The 2,535-nt window shown below is 72.9% G+C and carries 1 protein-coding gene; it reads left to right on the forward strand.

The features are described from left to right. Positions 1-2,535, forward strand: a 2,535-nt coding sequence (locus AC07DC_RS41960; protein ID WP_478920242.1) for a type I polyketide synthase, incomplete at both ends; no start/stop codon positions are given.

Here is a 2,535-nt window from a genome sequence, read left to right on the forward strand (position 1 = left end):
TACCTCGACGCCCTCGCCGTCCACCGCCGCACCCAAGGACTCCCCGCCACCTCCCTCGCCTGGGGCCTGTGGGCACCCGAAACCGGCGGAATGGGAGCGGGACTCTCGACGAAGGACGTGGAGCGGGCCGCACGTGCCGGGACCCCGGCGCACAGCGCCGCAGCAGGTCTGGCGATGTTCGACGCGGCCTGGGGTGGGGAGTACGCCCACGTCCTGGCGCTGCGGCTGGAGTCCGGCGCTCTCGGGCGCCGGGCGGCGGCCGACGGCGTGCCCGCTCTGCTGCGCGGTCTGGTCCGCACCCCGGCCCGGCTCGCCGCCGCGGTCGGATCCGCGGGCGGCGACTCGTTGCAGGAGCAGCTCGGCCGCCTGCCGGCGGCGGAGCAGGAGCGCTTCCTGCTCTCCCTGGTCCGTACGCAGGTCGCGGCCGCACTCGGCCACTCCGGACCGGACGCGGTCGATCCCGCGCGCGGGTTCGGCACCCTGGGCTTCGACTCCCTCGCGGCCGTCGAACTCCGCAACCGACTCGGCACGGCTACCGGCCTGCGGCTGCCCGCCACCCTCACCTTCGACTACCCGAACGCCACCACGCTCGCCCGCTACCTGCGGGAGAAGCTCGTCGGCGACGAGGCCGCCGGAACCACCTCCTCCGCTGCCGCCGCCGTTGTCGCGGCCAAGCAGTCTGCGGACGACGAACCGATCGCGATCGTCGGCATGTCCTGCCGGTTCCCCGGCGGGGTGCGGAGCCCTGAGGAGCTGTGGGACCTGCTCGCGGCGGGCCGGGACGCCATCGCGGACTTCCCCGAGGACCGCGGCCCCAGCTGGTACGACGCCTACGACCCGGACCCGGACGCCATCGGCAAGACGTACTCCAAGGAAGGCGCATTCCTCGACGACGCGGGCCAGTTCGACGCCGACTTCTTCGGCATCAGCCCGCGCGAGGCCCTGGCCACCGACCCGCAGCAGCGCCTGCTGCTGGAGGCTTCGTGGGAGGCGTTCGAACGAGCCGGTATCGACCCGGAGAGCCTGCAGGGCACGGCAACAGGGGTGTTCGCGGGCGTGATGTACCACGACTTCGCACCACGTCTCCGTGACGTACCCGAGGAGCTCGCGGGCTACCTCGGCAACGGCGGCCTCGGCAGCGTCGTCTCCGGCCGTGTCTCGTACGCCCTGGGCCTGGAGGGCCCGGCGCTGACGGTCGACACCGCCTGCTCGTCCTCCCTGGTCGCCGTCCACCTGGCCGGCCAGGCGCTCCGCGCCGGCGAGTGCTCGCTCGCCCTGGTCGGTGGCGTCACCGTCATGACCACCCCGGACACCTTTGTCGACTTCAGCCGCCAGCGCGGCCTTGCCGCCGACGGCCGGTGCAAGCCGTTCGCGGAGGCGGCGGACGGTACCGGTTGGGGCGAGGGCGTCGGCGTCCTGGTACTGGAGAAGCTCAGCGACGCGCGGCGCAACGGCCATCGCGTGCTGGCAATCGTCAAGAGCAGCGCGATCAACCAGGACGGCGCCAGCAGCCAGCTGACCGCCCCCAACGGCCCCGCCCAGCAGCGCGTCATCCGGCAGGCCCTGGCCGCCGGTTCGCTCACGACGGGCGACGTCGATGTGGTCGAGGGCCACGGCACGGGCACCCGGCTGGGTGACCCGATCGAGGCGCAGGCGCTGCTCGCGACGTACGGGCAGGAGCGGGCGGACGGCCGTCCACTGTGGCTCGGTTCGGTCAAGTCCAACCTCGGCCACACCCAGGCCGCCGCCGGTGTCGCGGGGATCATCAAGATGGTGCTGGCGATGCGGCACGAGGAACTGCCGCGCACCCTGGGCGTGGACTCCCCCAGCTCGCACGTGGACTGGTCGGCCGGTGACGTCGAGCTGCTGACCGAGGCCCAGCCGTGGCCGGCGGGAGAGCGCACCCGCCGCGCGGGCGTCTCGTCCTTCGGTATCAGCGGCACGAACGCCCACGTCATCGTGGAAGAAGCCCCTGCTGAGGCCCCGACAGGAGAGATCGCCGCTGTCGCCCTTCCGGCAGTGCCCTGGGTGCTGTCCGGCAAGACGCCGGACGCCGTCCAGACCCAGGCCGCCCGCCTGCACGACTTCGTCCTGGCGGACCCGGAGCTGGACCCGGCTGCGATCGGATCCGCACTGGCCACCACACGTGCGGCTTTCGCCCACCGCGCCGGCGTCGTCGCCGCCGACCGCGACGGCCTGCTGGCCGGACTGTCGGTGCTCGCCGAAGGCGGCACCGCCCCTGGTGCGGTGCGCGGAACAGCCGGCTCCGGGCAGCTGGGATTCCTGTTCACCGGGCAGGGCAGCCAGCGAGAGGGCATGGGACGCGAGCTCTACGCCGCCTTCCCCGCCTTCGCCTCCGCACTGGATGACGTGGTGGCCGCGTTCGGCGATCAGCTGGAACTACCTCTGCTGGATGTGCTGTTCGGCGACGACGGCCGGTTGAACGAGACGGGCTTCACGCAGCCGGCTCTCTTCGCACTGGAGGTCGCACTCTTCCGCCTCCTGGAGTCCTTCGGGGTCCGACCGCAGGTGCTG

It is taken from the genome of Streptomyces sp. NPDC045021 (assembly GCF_056432645.1).